Source organism: Phormidium tenue FACHB-1052 (assembly GCF_014696675.1).
GTDB lineage: Bacteria > Cyanobacteriota > Cyanobacteriia > Phormidesmidales > Phormidesmidaceae > Nodosilinea > Nodosilinea tenuis_A.
On sequence record NZ_JACJQN010000004.1, the window covers coordinates 135,846 to 151,185 of the forward strand.

Annotated in this window: 14 protein-coding genes; 8 read left to right on the forward strand and 6 right to left on the reverse strand. The window is 53.2% G+C overall.

Translation table 11 applies throughout. The features are described from left to right. Positions 1 to 61: 61 nt before the first annotated feature. The 4 genes from H6G07_RS08035 to H6G07_RS08050 all read right to left on the reverse strand — a co-directional run bounded on the left by H6G07_RS08035 (position 62) and on the right by H6G07_RS08050 (position 3,937). Positions 62 to 655, reverse strand: a complete 594-nt coding sequence (locus H6G07_RS08035; protein ID WP_073607872.1) for a 2'-5' RNA ligase family protein — start codon at positions 653 to 655, stop codon at positions 62 to 64. 30 nt (positions 656 to 685) lie between these two features. Further along, the gene (locus H6G07_RS08040) at positions 686 to 1,282 is read right to left on the reverse strand and encodes a DUF2808 domain-containing protein (RefSeq protein WP_084173011.1); all 597 of its coding nucleotides are present in this window, start codon (positions 1,280 to 1,282) and stop codon (positions 686 to 688) included. A 117-nt stretch (positions 1,283 to 1,399) separates the two neighbouring features. Beyond that, entirely contained in the window at positions 1,400 to 2,854 is a 1,455-nt protein-coding gene (locus H6G07_RS08045) for a PP2C family protein-serine/threonine phosphatase (RefSeq protein WP_073607871.1), read from the reverse strand. Positions 2,855 to 3,139: 285 nt separating this feature from the next. Next, positions 3,140 to 3,937 carry a cobalt-precorrin-6A reductase gene (locus tag H6G07_RS08050; RefSeq protein ID WP_073607870.1) on the reverse strand — a complete coding sequence of 266 codons (798 nt, stop codon included), beginning with the start codon at positions 3,935 to 3,937 and terminating at the stop codon, positions 3,140 to 3,142. Positions 3,938 to 4,080: 143 nt separating this feature from the next. On the opposite strand from H6G07_RS08050, the gene H6G07_RS08055 reads away from it, so the two are divergent. The 8 genes from H6G07_RS08055 (at position 4,081) to H6G07_RS08090 (ending at position 13,051) form a co-directional block, all read left to right on the forward strand. Then, the gene (locus tag H6G07_RS08055) at positions 4,081 to 5,397 is read left to right on the forward strand and encodes a Mur ligase family protein (RefSeq protein WP_073607869.1); all 1,317 of its coding nucleotides are present in this window, start codon (positions 4,081 to 4,083) and stop codon (positions 5,395 to 5,397) included. A 68-nt stretch (positions 5,398 to 5,465) separates the two neighbouring features. After that, positions 5,466 to 6,257, forward strand: coding sequence for a type 1 glutamine amidotransferase (locus tag H6G07_RS08060; RefSeq protein ID WP_073607868.1), 792 nt, complete (start codon positions 5,466 to 5,468; stop codon positions 6,255 to 6,257). Between the two features lie 9 nt (positions 6,258 to 6,266). Then, complete coding sequence (gene lepB / locus H6G07_RS08065) at positions 6,267 to 7,331, forward strand: signal peptidase I (protein ID WP_073607867.1); 1,065 nt, start codon at positions 6,267 to 6,269, stop codon at positions 7,329 to 7,331. Positions 7,332 to 7,960: 629 nt separating this feature from the next. After that, positions 7,961 to 8,734, forward strand: coding sequence for a glucose-1-phosphate cytidylyltransferase (gene rfbF, locus H6G07_RS08070; protein ID WP_073607866.1), 774 nt, complete (start codon positions 7,961 to 7,963; stop codon positions 8,732 to 8,734). Between the two features lie 54 nt (positions 8,735 to 8,788). Further along, the gene (gene lhgD, locus H6G07_RS08075) at positions 8,789 to 10,009 is read left to right on the forward strand and encodes an L-2-hydroxyglutarate dehydrogenase (protein ID WP_073607865.1); all 1,221 of its coding nucleotides are present in this window, start codon (positions 8,789 to 8,791) and stop codon (positions 10,007 to 10,009) included. 25 nt (positions 10,010 to 10,034) lie between these two features. Further along, positions 10,035 to 11,060: an NAD-dependent epimerase/dehydratase family protein gene (locus H6G07_RS08080; RefSeq protein WP_073607864.1), complete on the forward strand. Its 1,026-nt coding sequence runs from the start codon at positions 10,035 to 10,037 to the stop codon at positions 11,058 to 11,060. Between the two features lie 2 nt (positions 11,061 to 11,062). Next, entirely contained in the window at positions 11,063 to 11,593 is a 531-nt protein-coding gene (gene rfbC / locus H6G07_RS08085; RefSeq protein WP_073607863.1) for a dTDP-4-dehydrorhamnose 3,5-epimerase, read from the forward strand. Positions 11,594 to 11,620: 27 nt separating this feature from the next. Next, positions 11,621 to 13,051, forward strand: a complete 1,431-nt coding sequence (locus H6G07_RS08090; RefSeq protein ID WP_242026672.1) for an NAD(P)H-dependent oxidoreductase — start codon at positions 11,621 to 11,623, stop codon at positions 13,049 to 13,051. Between the two features lie 206 nt (positions 13,052 to 13,257). Here H6G07_RS08090 and H6G07_RS08095 read toward each other — a convergent pair whose 3' ends face one another. Together H6G07_RS08095 and H6G07_RS08100 are read right to left on the reverse strand one after the other, a co-directional pair. Continuing rightward, a complete protein-coding gene (locus H6G07_RS08095; RefSeq protein ID WP_073607862.1) occupies positions 13,258 to 14,037 on the reverse strand; it encodes a photosystem II electron transport protein, Sll1252 family in 780 nt (259 codons plus the stop codon). Between the two features lie 181 nt (positions 14,038 to 14,218). After that, positions 14,219 to 14,821: a helix-turn-helix transcriptional regulator gene (locus H6G07_RS08100; RefSeq protein WP_073607861.1), complete on the reverse strand. Its 603-nt coding sequence runs from the start codon at positions 14,819 to 14,821 to the stop codon at positions 14,219 to 14,221. Between the last annotated feature and the right edge of the window lie 519 nt (positions 14,822 to 15,340).

Here is a 15,340-nt window from a genome sequence, read left to right on the forward strand (position 1 = left end):
AGAATGTCAAGGTAATACCTGTTCTGTATAAGCTTCTACACAATCTCAAATGCCTACTAAATCAAGCCTTTGAAGCGCCTAGCGGCAGCTCGGAGAAAATTCGCCAAATTTGCCCATCGTGGCGGAGCAGGGTGAGGGTAGGCACCTCAAAATCTGCCGAGAAAGGGCGGTGCTCAAACTCAGCCCAGGCCTGGTGAAAGGCCTCGGGCCTGAGGTCACGAAAGCCTACGGTGACGTGGGGCGTAAAGGGCCAGGGAGCAGGGCGGTTGGAGCCGGGGTATCGATAGCCCTCCCGCAGCCCACAGTGAGTGTCTAAGTGGGCGACCAAGGCTGGCTGAACGGCCATTAGCGCTGCCGTCTGATGCACATCCACATAAATTACTCGCGGGGGAAACGCGCTAAACCCTTCTAAAACAACGGGGATGGGCCGCTGCTGACGGGCAAAGCTATGCAGATGGTGTTGTAGCTCGTCCAGTCGCTCTAGAGACCACTCAAAGGGCGGTTGTAGAGTGATGTGAGGTGGGGAGCGGAGGGCGGCCCTGCTGCCAAATCGCTGCTCAATGTCCTGCTTGATGGCGGTGATGGCGTCCTGCACGGGCTGGGGCGGCAGTAGGGCCACAAAAAATCGCGCAGTCTCTGGCGATGGGCTAGACATGGGGGCAAACCTTAACCATGAGGGTTGGGGCTAGGGCCAGCGATCGCGGTCTCGCTCATAAAACGACAGCCGGGCATAACCCATAAAGGTAGGTTCCACCATTGCGCCCACCGGATAAGCCGTGGCCCCAAACAGGTAGACACCGCCAAAACGAGGATTCCGCACGGGCCGCAGGGCTAAGGTAATAGGCACCCCAGGCTCAGCCGGTGGATCGAAGGAAATCGACAATTCGCGAGCGTCCCGATCTTGGGTGAGTTCCCCGAGGGGCAAACGTACCCGGCCATTGGGGGTGTTGGCAAAGGCTTCGGTGGCCTCTAGCCGATAGCGAAACATTGGGTCATAGCCTTCATTCAGGCGAGTCACTACCCGATCCAACGGCTCAACCGCTGCCTCGGGAAAATCAAAGGTGAGGTAGTAGGTGACATTGCTTTCGCTGACCAGATTGCGAGTGGCGTAGCTGTCGGTGAGGCGCGGTGGGTACGAAAAACCCACGGTGCCGTCAGAGTACTGAATTGCCGGGGCAGAGGCGGGCGGGAAAAATCCCCAGGTAGACCCCAGGGTGAGTAGCCCAGCGCTGGCCAGCGCAACGCCTCGCCGAAAAGATGGCCAAGGTAGGGGTGTAAACATAGGGCGATCGCGGCAAAGGGCTACCTCACCTTCGGAGACGGCGACATCGCCAAATGGAGGCCAGATACCTCAAGTCTAGCGCTGTCAACCCGAAAATTTGGGCCGAGAAAGCGGGCTTTAGTTGTCAAATAGGTTGAGCTGGAGCTCTGGCTTTACCCGCATCACCACCAGGGTCATGTCGTCGTCGTTGCTGCGATCGCCCCCAATGAAGCGATCGATCAAGTCAAAGGTGTAGTCTAAAATTGCCTCGGCTGACGTGCAGTTGCGGCAGGCCCACTGGAGCGCCCGCTCCAGATTTTCTTCCTCAAAGCGCTCACCGCGAGGGTTGGCGGCCTCGGTAAAACCATCGGTGTAAAACACCACCGTGTCGCCTGGCTGAAGCTCTACCTCGGCTTCGCAGTACTCGGTGTTCATATCCAGCCCCAGCAGCATACCAGGGGTATCGAGCCGGGTGATGGTGTTAGTAGCCGCCTGCCACAGCAGTGGTGGGTTGTGGGCGGCGTTGCCGTAGGCCAGACGGCGAGTTTTAGGATTGTACTCGGCGTAAAACAGCGTCACAAAGCGGTTAGAGCTTTCGAGATCGCTGTGCATAACAAAGTTTAAGTCTTGCAAAATGCGGGCGGGCGAATGGCCGTTGAGCACCTCAGTTCGCAGCATGCCCCGCATCATGGTCATGATCAACCCGGCGGGCACCCCTTTGCCCATGACATCGCCAATGGCAAAGCTCCAAGGGGCCGCCGCCGTCTGCTGGGAGTCAGTCTGGCGTAGCTGGTCAAAGGTGGTGGGGATAAAGTCGTAGTAATCGCCGCCTACCTTGTGAGCGGTGCGGCACTTGGCGGCCAAATCCATGCCCTGAATGGCGGGACACTGACGGGGCAGCAGTTGTAGCTGAATTTCAGCCCCAATTTCGAGCTCGCGATCGAGGCGCTCTTTTTTGCGCACCGCCGCTGTTAGCTCATTGTTTTCGATCGCTACCGAAGTCTGGTCAGCCACCAGGCGCACCAGCTTTTGGCGGGTCTCCGTCCAGGCATAGCCAGGGTCGCGACTAAACACGTAGAGCCGCCCTCGCTCTACGTTTTGCACAATAATAGCGGTGCCAAACAGCTGAAACTCGTCACCCAGGTAGCGGTTGACCTGGCGATCGAGGGCCAGCATGGCGTTGCGCGCCATCGACATCATGCTGCTCTCAGGGGCAGCTTTGAAGCTAGCCGTCACTTGGCGAGTAGCGGCCTCTAAGGCCGATCGCACGTCTTGGCACTGATCTTCGCTCTGACAGTGCAATCGCTCTAGGCGCACCTGCCCATCGGCTCGAAACAGCACTAGGGCACCGCCACTGGCATCAGTTACCCGACTGGCAATCATGGGAATCAGCTCTAGGAACTGATTTAAGTTATTGAGGCTGCGGAGGGCAAACCCCAACGAACTGAGCAAGTCTTGAATTTTATACTGCTCACGCTGCAGCCGAGCCACCAGTTCTTTAAGAGCAAACACAGGTGGAGTATCTGGCAGAGCGCTACTGCTAACGCTCTCAAAAGAGGGGGATGGCCCGGATGGCATGGGAAAAGCTGTCATGGATGACCTGTGCACAATGCTCTTGTGAGACTCAACAAACCAAATGACCAACTAAATATAGGGGCTAACTGAAAAATTGGCGCACGTCTTTGAGCTTGAGCGGAGAAAATCCCTATTTTTGGCGAGATACAGCAACTTTTGCCATGGCTATCCCGGCTGACTGCAACCGGCGATAGCCCATAGTAGCGCACAAATTGAAGGCCAAGGATAGCATTCCCGAAAGGTCTTAACTACCCCTGGCGGAGGAGATAGTTTGATGGGGCCGAGAGAGTTGGTCGGTGGATTTTATTCATGGCTGGGGCGCGATCGCCACCACCCTCGGCAAAACGCCAAGGCCTCCTCTGAGCTACGGCAGACCACCGGATAATTGAGTTGAGGACGATTCAAAATAAACAGAGAAATATTGAGCTGCTCAGCCGCCGCACGCTTGATATTTTCTCCCCCAGGCGCGCCAGAGGCTTTGGTAATAACTTGAGTAATGCCCCACTGCTGCCAGAGGGCACATTCTAGCTCGGTAGTAATGGGGGGCCGCAGGGCGATCAGGCGATCGGGGGTAAAGCCTGCTCCTAGGGCAGCATCCAGCGCTACCGGCGAGGGCAGAATGCGGGCAAACAGGGTGGCCTGGGCCTGCCAGGGGGCAAAACGGTGCAGCCAGCGATAGCCGAGAGTGAGCAACGTTCGATTGTCTAGCAAAACCTCAGGGGTGAGCACGGTTTGGAGGTCTTCTATATAGTGAATCCGCCCACTGGAGGAAGATTCTATAGCAGGACGTTCATAGCGCCAGTAAGGGAGGTTGAGGGCGCGGGCGGCGGCGATCGCCCCCTTTGAGATCTCCACCGCAAACGGATGCGACACATCGAGCACCGCCCCGATCCGCTGAGCGTGAATAAACTCCCCCAGCGCTGCCCCGTTCAACCCACCGACTAGAACCTTTAGATAGGTACTCTTTTTATAGGCATGCTGTGCGATCGCCGTCGTCACCGTAACTAAACACGGAATCTGCTCCGCCGTCAGGGCTGAGGCTAACTCTACAGCCTCCCCAGTACCGCCAATCACCCATAGTACTGAACCCCGATTTTCCACAAATTCCCCTCAATCTTGCATCTGCCTACAAAGGACACGAAAACACGGTTTTCCCTGCTCATCCCCTCAGAAAGTTAAAGCAGACCTGTAGGTCTGTCCCTACACTCTGCTACCCTTTCCCTCATGATCTGCCTAGCCCGGCTATGAACCAACTGCTGCTGATTCCTATTGTTGCGTTTGCCAAGCTGCTGACCCTGGCCCTACGGGCATCGGGTTGGGGGTCGGGTACCGCCCTGCCAGGCTACCTAGTGGGCCGCTATTTTCCTTTTGTTCTAAAGGCACTGGTCAGCCAAATTCCCGTGGTGGTGGCCATTACCGGCACCAACGGCAAAACCACCAGCCAGACCATGCTCAGCGCCGTGCTTGACCAAGCGCCGCAGGCTAAGGTACTGCGCAACAAGGCCGGGGCCAACCTCAGCCAGGGTATTTTGTCAGAATTACTCAAGCAGAGCAACGCCGTTGGTCGCCTTGACTTTACCCATGCGGTGCTTGAAGTCGAAGAAGCCACCCTGCCCCGCATTGCCAGGCTGATCAAACCCAATATCATCGCCGTCACCAACCTCTACCGCGACCAGCTCGATGCCTACGGTGAAGTCGATCGCACCGAAAAGCTGATTCGCGACGGCATTGCCCAGTGCCCCACCGCCGCCGTGGTCGTCAACGGCGACGATCCCCGCACCTCTCGCCTCACCCAAGGGCTGGAGAACGCCACCTACTTTATGTCGCTTGCCCCAGAGTACGCCCGGTTTCTGCCCTACGAAGGCAAGCTCAACAGCCGCGTCCCCGACAGTCAGGGGCTAGAGGCGACGAACATCCACATCAATGAAGACCTGACCACCGATTTCTCAGTTCAAGGGCAAATTAATAGTGAAAGGGTGAACCTGCCCCAGGCCAAGACGGTGTCGCCAGGGTTCTTTCATGTTTACAACGCGCTGACGGCGATCGCGATCGCCCACCTGCTGGGTATAGACGGAGCCACTGCGATCGCCGGGCTCAAAGCCTTCAAGCCAGCCTTTGGCCGGGGCGAAATCCTCACCCGTCAGCAGGGCGATAAACAGGTCAACTACCGCCTACTGCTAGTCAAAAATCCCGCCAGTTTCAGCCTCAGCCTAGAGCTGCTGCGCAATATCCCCAGCCTCAAACTCATTCTCGCCATCAACGACAACACCGCCGACGGCAAAGACGTCTCCTGGCTGTGGGATAGCGAACTTGAAAGGCTCAACCAGGCCAATATCGACTGGATTCTCTGCACCGGCATTCGCGCCAAAGACATGGCCGTGCGGCTCAAATATGCGCTTGATGTCCCCCCTGGCCCCATCCCAGCCGAAGAATCTATTCGTCAGGCGATTGATTCATCCTTCAAAAAAGTTGGTTCTGGCGACACGGTGTTTGTGCTGCCCACTTACACCGCCATGCTCGAATTTCGCAAGCTCATGGGCAAAACCTTAGATGTGCTCTAGGCCTTCGCCATCAGGCCCAACCCCACCGCAATTCAAAATTTAAAACTCTCCCATCTTCCCCTCATCCCATGGCCTACGCCCTCACCATCACCCACCTCTACCCCGACTACCTCAACCTCTACGGCGACACTGGCAACCTCATCGTGCTGCGCCGCCGCTGCCAGTGGATGGGCATTGACTGCACCGTAAAATCCTTGACCATGGAGGAGGTCGCCCAAAGCGGTCAGACTGATCTTTACTTCATGGGCGGTGGCCAAGATCTGGATCAGGTGGCGGTGGTCAACGACTTCCACCAGCTCAAGTACGAAGCCATTCGGGCCGACACCGAGGCCGGAGTCGTGTTCCTGGGGGTATGCGGCGGCTACCAGCTCATGGGCAACACCTTCTTAATGGGCAATGGTGAAGCAACTCAAGGATTGGGCATCATCAACGTCAACACCCGTGCGCCGGGCACTGACGTCAAGCAGCGGTGCATCGGCAACCTCATTGTCGAAATCAATCCTGTCACCTACGCCGAAATGCAGACAGTTTATACCGCTGCCCGCGATATTCCCCAAACTCTGGTTGGGTTTGAAAACCACTCAGGACAAACCTACTTGGGCGACGGCGTCGAACCCCTGGCCAAAACCATTGTCGGATTTGGCAACAATGCCACCGCCGAGTACGAGGGCGCGCGCTACAAAAACGTCTTTGGCAGCTACATGCACGGGTCACTACTGCCCAAAAATCCGCATTTTGCTGATTATCTAATTGCGTTAGCCCTACGCCGTAAGTATGCCGATGCTACCCTCACTCTGCCCACCCTGGCCGATACCGAAGAATTTGCCGCCCACGAGTCTGTTATTCAGCGCTATGGCTAACTCTCATTTATGAAGGCAACCCCTAAGGTACTGGTAGGCCAACGCAAAAGTCCGTGGCTGGCGGTCAACTTGTCAGCGGCACTGCCTGGCATGGGGCAAATTTATGATGGTGCGATCGCCCGTGGTCTGTTCATCGCCGCTGCTCACCTAGGGCTCGTTGTCTTCATCTTCTGGTCAATCTTTGCGCCCAAGGGCAACACCCTGCGAGGGCTGATCACCCTCATACCACTATTCAGTCTCTACATATTCAATTTGTGGGATAGCCACCATGCGGCTAAGCGGGGCATTACCCTCAACGAGTTCAGCCCACTGCGCTATCAATCCAGCGATCCGTGGTATCCCGTATTTCTTTCACAAATATTGCCAGGGCTAGGGCACCTATTTTTGCAACAGCCCACCATGGGGGGACTGCTGCTAATCTTAGGCGTTCTTACAGCCTACCTAGCCAACTTCAACTCAGCTCTGCTGCCCATACCGCCCATAGTTTGGGGTGTGGGTTGCGGGTTGGTCTACCGAGCTGCTCCCGCCCGTCAGCGGCAGTGGAGCTGGTTAGGAGGGCTGCTTGTCGCAGTGCTGATCACCCGTCTGGCGATCAGCTCTATCCCATTCATCGTGCCGCAGAAGGTGGTGCAGTGCATTGTGCCCAGCGAGTCGATGCTGCCTACGCTAGAGGTGCGCGATCGCATTTTCGTCCGTCCTCGCCCTCTCGGGCACCCCTTAGCGGTGAACGACATCGTTGTCTTTTCTAACCCCGAGCGCACTCCAATTGAACAAGCCGGAGACCTCAAAAATTTAATGGTGAAACGGGTCATCGCTCTACCCGGTCAGCAGGTAGAGATCCGCAACGGTAAGGTTTGGCTGAATGGCATCTCCCTAGACGAGTCCCACTTGGCCGAGCCTATCCTCTACCAGTGGGGTCCAAAAACAGTACCCACTGACCACCTGTTCGTACTTGGCGACAATCGCAACAACAGCCGCGATTCTCATGTGTGGGGATTTCTGCCCCAAGCTCACGTGGTAGGCAATGCCTACAAAATCTATTGGCCACCCCAACGGGTACAGCCTTTACCCTAGTTGAAGAACACTCTCAACTATTTTAGTCGTTCATCACAGATCTAAATTGTTGATTCTCAGTCTTCCTAGAGTTAGATCAATCTCCCATCAGGGTAATTTAAGGGTGATTTTGCCTGCCAAAGGCTAATCTAAACAGCTACCGCTATATTTATAGGGTTTTTACATGTTGACTGTCTGACTTCACCGACTGCTCACAATGATAGTCCGGGTCAGGGCTAAGCTAGCCAACAGGCGTATCCTGGAAGAGTCTAAGCATGTATGTCGTCACCATGCAACAAATTTACGTCATGCTTAGGCATGCTAGTTGCACTCTAGCAGCGACTTTGTTAGTCCTAAAGTACACAACTTCATGATCAAGTTAAAAACTTGTTAATACGGTTGAAGACAACAGGAAGAGTATAGAAGTCTAGCGTAAGCTACGGTAAGAATACTTAAGCTAAAGATTCGCTCAATTTAACTTAGTTCCCCGGCTTACGGCTAAATAAATTTTCCAGAAATGAGGACTTTAATTTGATGTAGGCAGTGTTTTACTGGAACAAATGAGTTAAAGATTTAGCTCAATTTCCACAGGCTAAGCGCGTCAGCTCGAAGACCAGAACTTCCTAGTTTTATTATTTTCTAGAGGGTTTATGAAAGCAGTTATATTAGCTGGTGGTTTAGGTACTCGTCTAAGTGAAGAGACTAGCATCAAACCTAAACCCATGGTCGAGGTTGGGGGCTATCCCATCCTTTGGCACATCATGAAAATTTATGCAGCCCACGGCATCAACGAATTCATCGTTTGCTGCGGCTACAAAGGCTATGTCATCAAAGAGTACTTTGCCAACTACTTTTTGCACATGTCAGATGTAACCTTTGACCTGCGTTACAACCAAATGAATATCCATAACGGTAACGCCGAACCGTGGAAAGTCACGCTAATTGATACTGGCGCATCAACGCTAACCGGTGGACGCCTCAAGCGGGTAAGAGAATATATTGGGTCTGAGCCCTTTTGTTTCACCTATGGTGATGGGGTTAGTGATGTAAACGTCACCGAACTCATCAAATTCCACGAAGCTCAAGGTACCCTAGCTACACTTACCGCAGTCAAGCCCCCTGGTCGATTTGGGGCCATCTCCCTACATGACGGACAGACCACGATCGCATCCTTTGCTGAAAAAGCCGATGGCGATGAAGCCTATGTCAACGGTGGCTATTTTGTTTTAGACCCTCAAGTAATCGACTTCATCCCCGATGAAGACGTCATGTGGGAGCATGAGCCCCTGACTAAACTGGCTGAGATGGGACAGTTGTCAGCCTACCGTCACGACGGATTTTGGCAACCTATGGATACTCTTCGAGATAAAAATAATCTTGAAGGATTATGGAAGTCTGGGGAAGCTCCCTGGAAGGTTTGGTAATTCAAGCCCTGCATTCCAAAACAGCCTGCATAACTGCACAATAGAGCAAACATAATGTCCAATACCTACGACTACGCCATTGTTGGCGGTGGCATTGTGGGCCTGGCTACAGCTATGAAGCTGAGCCAAATGCTCCCCAGCGCCAAAATCACCGTCATCGAAAAAGAGTCCTCCTGGGCCTATCACCAAACAGGTAATAACAGCGGAGTTATTCACTCTGGCATCTACTACAAACCTGGCAGCTTCAAAGCAAAATTTAGCCGGGCCGGCTGTCAGTCAATGGTAGACTTTTGCCGCCAGCATGACATTCCCTATGATGTCTGTGGCAAAGTCATTGTTGCGACCCAGGAAAAAGAACTACCGCTTCTAGAAAATCTCTTTCAGCGTGGTCTTCAAAACGAAATTCCCGTTAGCAAGATTACGCCTGAGCAAGTTAAGGAGATCGAACCCTATGTCAACTGTATTGCCGCTGTTAAGGTAGACTCAACCGGCATCGTTAATTACAAAGCCGTCTGCCAAAAGTACATCGAGATTATTCAAGAGTCCGACAACGATCTCCGCTTGAATACCAAAGTGCTAGGTATCTCTATAGAGCCACAAAACGTGGTTCTAGAAACCAACAAAGGCACTATTAAAGCGAAGTTTTTAATCAACTGCGCTGGGCTATTCTCGGACCGAGTAGCTCAAATGGCTAACCTCAAGCCCTCAGCCAAAATTGTGCCTTTCCGCGGTGAGTATTATGAGCTAGTGCCCGAAAAGCGGCATATGGTTAATACCCTGATCTATCCGGTACCTAACCCCAGCTTCCCCTTCCTTGGGGTGCACTTTACCAAAATGATTGATGGTAGTGTTCATGCTGGCCCTAATGCAGTCCTAAGTCTGAAGCGGGAAGGCTACAAAAAGACCGATTTTGATCTGAAAGACTTTGCTGAAGTGATGGCTTATCCAGGCTTTTGGAAACTGGCCTCCAAGCATGCAGATGAAGGTATGCGCGAGATCGTTCGCTCCTTCAGCAAAGCGGCCTTCGTCAAAAGCTTACAACGCCTCATTCCAGAGGTTCGTAGTGAAGACGTTGTTCCCACCCATGCTGGAGTACGGGCTCAAGCACTGATGAACAACGGCAGCCTGGTTGATGACTTTCTCATCGTCAACGGGGAGCGGTCAATTCATGTCTTGAACGCGCCGTCTCCGGCAGCCACATCATCTCTTGAAATTGGTAAAGAGGTTGCCTCTCAAGTGGTTAAGGCCACTGCTCCTGCCTCCGTCGCACTCTAGTCATACTCAAACAGGTAATTCATCCATGAAAGTATTAGTTACTGGTACAGAAGGCTATCTCGGTTGTTTGCTAGCGCCGTTGCTCTTGCAAAAAGGCCATGACGTTATCGGCGTTGACACCGGCTTTTATAAGGCGGGGTGGCTTTACAACGGCATTAACTCATCGGCCAAAACCCTAAACAAAGATATTCGCAACATTGAAGCTGCCGATCTCGAAGGTGTAGAAGCCATTGTTCACATGGCTGAGCTATCCAACGATCCTCTGGGTAAGCTCGCCCCTACCATCACCTACGACATCAACCATAAAGGGTCTGTGCGCTTAGCAGAATTGGCTAAGGCCGCTGGGGTACGTCGCTTTGTCTATATGTCATCCTGTAGCGTTTACGGGGTCGCTGAAGGCGATGACTACGTTACCGAGGAGTCTGAGGTTAACCCTCAAACCGCCTACGCTAAATGCAAAACCCTCGTCGAGCAAGATCTGAAGCCGATGGCGGACGACGACTTCTCGCCCACCTTCATGCGTAATGCCACTGCCTATGGGGCCTCTCCCCGCATGCGTTTTGACATTGTGCTCAACAATCTCTCGGGGTTGGCTTGGACAACCAAAGAGATTCGGATGACCAGCGATGGTACTCCATGGCGTCCCTTAGTGCACGGTTTAGACATTGCTAAATCAATTATCTGTGCCCTTGAAGCTCCTCGCGATATTGTTCACAATCAAGTCTTCAACGTCGGCGACACCAACCACAACTACCAGGTGCGCGAAATTGCCACGATTGTTGCAGAGACCTTCCCTGAATGTCAGCTGAGCTTTGGCCAGCCCGACACTGATAACCGCAGCTATCGCGTCTCCTTCGACAAGATTAACAGCGTGCTGCCTGGGTTCAAGTGCGATTGGGATGCTAGACGCGGTGCAGAGCAGCTTTTGAAAGTGTTCCAGCAAATTGACATGACCGAGGAGATGTTTACCTCTCGCGGCTTTACCCGTCTCAAGCAGCTGGAGTACCTCATTCGCACTCAGCAAATTGATAAAGATTTCTTCTGGAGCTAGCCATGATTTTTGAAGCAACTAATCTTAAAGATGCTTTTGTCATCGATCTCGAAATTCGCAGCGATGACCGAGGTGGCTTTGCTCGTACTTTTTGCGCCAAGGAGTTTGAAGAGCATGGGTTGAAACCCATGGTTGCTCAGTGCAACATGTCCTTCAACTACAAGAAGGGTACTCTACGCGGCATGCATTACCAGCTTGCCCCAGCAGCAGAAACTAAGCTGGTGCGCTGCACCCGCGGCGCTATCTATGATGTCATCATCGATATTCGCCCCGATTCTCCCACCTACATGCAGCACTTTGGCATTGAGCTAACGGCTGACAACCGTAAGGCGCTCTATGTACCTGAGCTGTTTGCCCACGGCTACCAGGCGCTGACCGACGATGCCGAAGTAATTTACCAAGTGGGTGAATTTTACTCGCCTGGTTACGAGCAGGGTATTCGTTATGATGACCCCACCTTTGGCATTGAGTGGCCAATTCCTGTGACGGTTATTTCTGAAAAAGATGGTCAGTGGCCTCCCTTTAAAGGCTAGGTAATCTTCTGCCAGTTCTTTGCTGAGATGAATCCCTCTGTCAAAGAACTGGCCTTTATTGAGCTATTTCAATCTGATCTATCGCTTAGGTTTAAACACATGTTTATTGTTGATACGGCGCTAAAAGCCAGACACGAAGCCGGCAATCCGGTTCGAGTAGGGATGATCGGTGCAGGGTTTATGGGGCGCGGGGTCGCTAACCAAATGCTCAACTCCGTGCCGGGTATGGAGTTGGTAGCGATCTCAAATCGCAACGTAGATACCGCTAAGCGGGCTTACCAAGAAGCCGGTGTCGAGGACATTAACGTCGTCTCCACTGTGGCTGACCTGGAGAACAGCATTGCAGCGGGCGGCTATGCTGTTACCGATGACCCGATGCTGCTGTGCCGAGCGGATGGTATCGATGCTCTGATTGAGGTCACTGGTGCCGTAGAGTTTGGTGCCCATGTGGTGATGGAGGCGATCGCCCACAAGAAGCACGTTGTGCTGATGAATGCTGAGCTAGATGGCACCATCGGGCCTATTCTTAAGACCTATGCCGATAAAGCTGGGGTAATCTTGTCAGCCTGTGATGGCGACCAGCCGGGCGTTGAGATGAACCTCTACCGCTTTGTTAAGAGCATCGGCCTTACTCCACTGGTGTGCGGCAATATCAAGGGGCTGCAAGACCCTTACCGCAACCCCACTACTCAAAAAGGGTTTGCTGAACAGTGGGGACAGAATGTAAACATGGTAACTAGCTTTGCCGATGGGACTAAAGTCTCTTTTGAGCAGGCCATTGTGGCTAATGCTACCGGTATGACTGTCGCTAAGCGCGGCATGCTAGGCCATGACTTTAGGCTCCATCAGGATGAACTGGTGAAGCAGTATGGCCTCAACTACACCGGTCACATTGATGACTTGACCAAGCTATACGATGTCGACCAGCTTAAGGAACTAGGGGGCATTGTTGACTATGTAGTGGCAGTCAAGCCTGGGCCAGGGGTTTATGTATTTGGCACCCACGATGATCCCAAACAGCGCCATTATCTGAACCTCTACAAGTTGGGCGAGGGGCCTTTGTACAGCTTCTACACCCCCTACCACCTGTGCCACTTTGAAGTGCCCCTGTCGGTTGCCCGCGTTGTCTTGTTTGGCGATCCCGTCATGACTCCCATCGCTGGTCAAAAGGTTGATGTGGTTACCACCGCGAAAATCGATTTGAAAGCTGGTGAGACCATTGACTGCATTGGCGGCTTTATGACCTATGGCGAGTGCGAAACCGCTGAAATTACAGCGGCAGAAAACTTGCTGCCGGTGGGGCTAGCTGAGGGCTGTAAGCTAAAGCGGGATGTTGCGAAGGATCAGACGTTAACCTATGACGATGTCGAGCTGCCCCCTGGGCGGCTGTGCGACAAACTACGGGCTGAACAAAACGCTATGTTTGCTCCGCAGAAATCCTTAGCAGGGGTAGCGTAGCTAGAGCAATTCGCTACAGCTCAATAGAGTTAATACCAAGAGGGGAAGCCCATTGTGGATTTCCCCTTTTTTTATGATCTTGCTGAGGAAGGTACCTGCTCGAAAAGCAGCGCAGAGGTACGGCCACGGCGTCCTAGCCCAAGGGCGTAGCGATGGTGTATGGCGCGAAAATTGGTAAATCTGCTATACGTAGCCCATTTTTGTCATTAGCTGTGACGGGTTAAGCTGACGCGATAGCGCTCTTTTTTGGTAACAGCGATTTCACCAATTTCGAGCCTTCCCTTACCACGAATTGCGATTGAGTCTCCAGTGGACAAGGTGTAGCTGGCTTGTGTGACCGGCTTCCAGTTCACGCGCACGTCGCCGCTGTTGATTAGGTCAGCCATTTTGCTGCGCGACATGCCAAACCCAGCGGAGGCTACGGCATCAAGTCTTAGGGAGGCCTCAACCGTGGTCAAGTCTTTTTTCTGAGGAGCACGCACCCGCAGTTGATCCCACTCTAGGGGCTGGGTCTTTACGGGTACAGAGCGTACCTGAGTGAGCGACTGGGTAAGGAATTCTGCCAGTTCAGGCACGACGATCGCCTGTGCTCCCCGCTCGCCAAGCACGATGATGTCGCCTACTTTGCCACGGTCAAGGCCAGTACCGAGTAGCGCGCCCAAAAAGTCGCTGTGGCTGGCAGGGTCGAACATAAAATTTCCCCCTACGGTCAGCAGCGAGAGGGGGATCTGGCTCTGATCGAGGGGGATGTCGGATCGGGCGATCGCCAACCGCTGTCGCTCAGCCTGGGGATAGCCACCCCAAGCAAGACTGTGAACATCGGTCAACCGCTGGAGCAGTGCTTCGGCCTCGATTTGCTCGGGGGGCGACAAAAAGTCGGTGACGACAATATCCCAGGTTTTGACAGCCTGGTCGGCCTGGTCTAAAACGCGGGTCAAACAGTCGCTGTTATCGATCGATTTCAGCAGGTCATCCTTGGGCAGCATGGGCAGAGAGCGTTTAGCGACAGATCAGCAATGCAGAGGACTTGGGTTAAACCCAACCTTCGGGCACTGATCCTAGCTTACTGTTAGGCAGACCTGGGGCAGAGAAGGGAAACTAGGCGGTTATGTTGTCGCTAGACAAATCTAACCTTTCAACATGACCACCCGGTTTCTGCGGCGGTCGTTAGTTTGCGATCGCTTCAGTCACCTCCTTGCGCTTAGCGTAAATGCTCTTCAGGTGGCGCTTCACTGTATTGACGGTAATGTAAAGCTCCTGGGCAATTTCGTCATAGGTGCGATTGGCTCGGCGCAGCACCCACACGGCTCGCTCACGGGGAGTGAGGTTATACTGCACCGCCTCAAGCATGGCAGAGGAGTGAGCCGCGCGGGTCTTATTCTCTAAAGACATCAGCAGATAAGCGCTGGTCGCGGCAGGCAGTTCGAGCCACTGAATGCGGACTCGAATTTGATGGCCAGAGCGAGACGTAAATTCTTGAGTGAGCACCAGCAGAGTTTCGGGGTAAAACTCGCGGCTTTCTAGCAAGTGCCCGCACATGGCCTTGAGGCTGGGGGGCAGAAGGTTGTTACTATCACTGCCGCTGAGATCGCGGCAGAGGGCTCTACCCTTCTGATTGCTATGTACGCAGGTGCCGTCTTCGGTCAAGACTAAAATTCCATCAACAAAGCCTTCGAGCACGGCGCTGAGCAGGGGTAGATTGGCCTGGGTTGCTGGGGAAGCAATAAAACGAGAATTAGAGAGAGTGGTGGATGAACTCATAGTGACCATGGGGCTACCTGGTTTAAGACACGACAGAGTTAAAGGAGTCATCCGGGAACACAGCCGGTTAAGTTGCGCTGGGATGGTTTGCGCTGGAGTTTTCAATAAGGAGAACCTCAACCTGGAGGGTGGGATCTCCGCACACTAGGGACAGTTTTCTAAGTGGTTTCTACAGGGTTGCAGCGGTGGCGAAGGTGAATCGTCCGTGAAAAAACGGATAAAACTGACAGATTCTTCACCAAGATAAAGCGTTGTTCTGGAAAGTTTGGCAAGTTTCTGTGGCAATTTACTGATTTTTTTAAGTCACTTGCTGGCAGATAGAAACCACTCTCGGGTTAAAGGGCTTGCATAGATGCTGTTCGCCATATTCTGAGCAGATCGAGCAAGGCTCAATAGCGACCAGAGCGCCCTGTCCAGTCTGCTGCACTAGCCCCTAAGTTGTTGTTGTTGCAGCAATTTGGTAAGACGGTTGAAAAAGTAAGGGCTTATCTATATTGTTATGGGCATTCCATTGGGCTAGGGGCCATA

Bases quoted from the DNA above. Each gene is read 5' to 3' on its own strand.
- H6G07_RS08035 (WP_073607872.1), bottom strand. From the start codon at position 655: ATGTCTAGCCCATCGCCAGAGACTGCGCGATTTTTTGTGGCCCTACTG.
- H6G07_RS08040 (WP_084173011.1), bottom strand. From the start codon at position 1,282: ATGTTTACACCCCTACCTTGGCCATCTTTTCGGCGAGGCGTTGCGCTG.
- H6G07_RS08045 (WP_073607871.1), bottom strand. From the start codon at position 2,854: ATGACAGCTTTTCCCATGCCATCCGGGCCATCCCCCTCTTTTGAGAGC.
- H6G07_RS08055 (WP_073607869.1), top strand. From the start codon at position 4,081: ATGAACCAACTGCTGCTGATTCCTATTGTTGCGTTTGCCAAGCTGCTG.
- H6G07_RS08060 (WP_073607868.1), top strand. From the start codon at position 5,466: ATGGCCTACGCCCTCACCATCACCCACCTCTACCCCGACTACCTCAAC.
- lepB (WP_073607867.1), top strand. From the start codon at position 6,267: ATGAAGGCAACCCCTAAGGTACTGGTAGGCCAACGCAAAAGTCCGTGG.
- rfbF (WP_073607866.1), top strand. From the start codon at position 7,961: ATGAAAGCAGTTATATTAGCTGGTGGTTTAGGTACTCGTCTAAGTGAA.
- lhgD (WP_073607865.1), top strand. From the start codon at position 8,789: ATGTCCAATACCTACGACTACGCCATTGTTGGCGGTGGCATTGTGGGC.
- H6G07_RS08080 (WP_073607864.1), top strand. From the start codon at position 10,035: ATGAAAGTATTAGTTACTGGTACAGAAGGCTATCTCGGTTGTTTGCTA.
- rfbC (WP_073607863.1), top strand. From the start codon at position 11,063: ATGATTTTTGAAGCAACTAATCTTAAAGATGCTTTTGTCATCGATCTC.
- H6G07_RS08090 (WP_242026672.1), top strand. From the start codon at position 11,621: ATGAATCCCTCTGTCAAAGAACTGGCCTTTATTGAGCTATTTCAATCT.
- H6G07_RS08095 (WP_073607862.1), bottom strand. From the start codon at position 14,037: ATGCTGCCCAAGGATGACCTGCTGAAATCGATCGATAACAGCGACTGT.
- H6G07_RS08100 (WP_073607861.1), bottom strand. From the start codon at position 14,821: ATGGTCACTATGAGTTCATCCACCACTCTCTCTAATTCTCGTTTTATT.